We start from the raw sequence: 2,131 nt of genomic DNA on the forward strand, positions 1-2,131 counted from the left end.
GGCGCGACATCTTCGTAGGCGATTGGCCAGTCATGCCCGCGACCGTGCTCGGTCTTCATCCTGAAATCAGTCGGCAGCAGCCTCGGAAAATTCGCGTAATAATGCAGCGACGCACCACCCACACCCCAGCCGCCCTGCGCCGCATAAGACATCGGATTCCTGCCTTCGAGCAGGATCGGTGCGCCCGCCGGCTTGATCCGGCGGCCCCAGATTTCCGAACTGATGAGATCGGATAACTCCCAATCAGGCCCGGTCTCGAGCAACACGACCTTCTTGCCGGCCTTCGCCAACACGGAGGCGTAGACCGAGCCCGACGCGCCAGCGCCAACGATGACAATGTCCACTTTCTCGTTGGTCATCTCACCACCTCTTTTCCGGTGCGATGTGGGCCATGTAGGGAATGCCGAGCGCCTTATAGCCCTCCATCGTGCCGTAAACGACATCGACGGCATCGGCGCGCAACACGGCATAGGCCAACGCGGCCGGCTTGCCTTTCCAGTCCTCGATCTTGTTCTGCCGCATGCGGTCGACGAATTCGCGCTGATCCTTCGCTGTCAGTTGCGCGAACTCCTTGCCGAATGACTTCCGGCTGCTGTCGTCGATCGTCACGATCGTGTTTCGGTAGAATTCGGCAAACGGCGGGCGGAAGTTGAAGATGCGCGCCTGAAGCAGGGATTCGTGCGGCGGCACCGACAACTGCTGATCGATGTAGTGCGCAATACCCGCTTCGCGCGCCTTCGGAACCAGGGTTTCGCCGAGCGCCTCTAACGTTTCGCCCTGATGGCCGTCGAGCATGCGAAACGGCACGTTGCGCGCCCTCGCCTGGTTGGGCGTCAGGAGGACCTCGACACCGCCGACCGAGAAGGCCAGTGCACCCAGCGTCGCGCTCTTCACAAAACCACGCCGACCAATGTTTGCCATGGTCTTCTCCTCCCGGAGCTATGTTTGTATTATTTTTTGATAAGCGATGGATGTGCGGTATTACTTGTTAGCTTGGATACCAAGTCAAGGGGATGCGCGGCTGAAACAACATCGAGCGAAGCTGCTATGCGCCTGACGAGATAGAACTTCACGAAAAGGATAAAGCGATGGCCCATGATGCACCCCAGGCAACCGGCTCAAGCAAACTTGTCATACGCAACATCGGTCTCATGCTCTCGGGCGCACTGGAAAAGCCGATTCTGGATGCCGACACGATTGTCGCGGAGAACGGCAAGATCACCGGCATCGGCCGCTTCAAGGATCTTAACACGGAAGGCGCGACCACCATTGTCGACGCCAACGGCACCACCGTTGCGCCCGGCCTGATCGACAGCCACGTTCATCCCGTCGCCGGCGACTGGACGCCGCGGCAAAATCAGATCGGCTGGATCGACAGTTATCTGCATGGCGGCGTCACCACCATGATTTCGGCCGGCGAAGTTCACATGCCCGGCCGGCCGCGCGACGTCGTCGGAATGAAGGCGATGGCGATCTTCGCGCAGCGCGCGTTCTGGACGTTGCGGCCCGGTGGCGTGAAGGTTCACGCCGGCGCGCCGGTGATCGAATGCGAGATGGTCGAAGACGATTTCAAGGAGTTGGCGGCTGCCGGCGTCAAACTGCTCGGCGAAGTCGGGCTCGGCGGCGTCAAGGACGGACCGACTGCGCGCAAGATGGTCGGATGGGCGCGCAAATACGGCATCCAGAGCACGATCCATCCCGGCGGGCCTTCGATTCCCGGCTCCGGCCTGATCGACAAGGATGTCGTGCTCGAGGCCGACACCGATGTCGTGGGCCACATCAATGGCGGCCACACCGCGCTCCCCGACGACCAGATCCGCTGCATCTGCGAGGGCTGCAAGCGCGGGCTCGAACTCGTTCATAACGGCAATGAGCGTTCCGCGCTGTTTACGCTGCGCACCGCGCGCGAGATGAACGAGCTGGGCCGCGTCATCCTTGGCACCGATGCGCCGGCCGGCTCCGGCGTCCAGCCGCTCGGCATCCTGCGCATGGTGTCGATGCTGTCCTCGCTCGGCGAAGTGCCGGCCGAAATCGCCTTCTGTTTTGCTACCGGCAACACCGCGCGGATGCGTCAGCTCGATTGCGGCCTGATCGAGGTTGGCCGCGCGGCGGACTTCGTGCTGATGGACAA

Annotated in this window: 3 protein-coding genes; 1 reads left to right on the forward strand and 2 read right to left on the reverse strand. The window is 61.8% G+C overall.

What is annotated here, in order from left to right:
- Both WB528_RS18245 and WB528_RS18250 read right to left on the reverse strand, forming a co-directional pair.
- On the reverse strand, positions 1-359 hold a 359-nt coding region (locus WB528_RS18245; RefSeq protein WP_423889793.1), incomplete at its 3' end, for an NAD(P)-binding protein.
- Position 360: 1 nt separating this feature from the next.
- Entirely contained in the window at positions 361-921 is a 561-nt protein-coding gene (locus WB528_RS18250) for a gluconate 2-dehydrogenase subunit 3 family protein (RefSeq protein WP_423889794.1), read from the reverse strand.
- Between the two features lie 167 nt (positions 922-1,088).
- Here WB528_RS18250 and WB528_RS18255 point away from each other — a divergent pair.
- Positions 1,089-2,131, forward strand: a 1,043-nt coding sequence (locus tag WB528_RS18255; protein ID WP_423889795.1) for an amidohydrolase family protein, incomplete at its 3' end; no start/stop codon positions are given.

The organism is Bradyrhizobium sp., assembly GCF_049586575.1.
Taxonomy (GTDB): domain Bacteria; phylum Pseudomonadota; class Alphaproteobacteria; order Rhizobiales; family Xanthobacteraceae; genus Bradyrhizobium.

Bases quoted from the DNA above. Each gene is read 5' to 3' on its own strand.
- WB528_RS18250 (WP_423889794.1), bottom strand. From the start codon at position 921: ATGGCAAACATTGGTCGGCGTGGTTTTGTGAAGAGCGCGACGCTGGGT.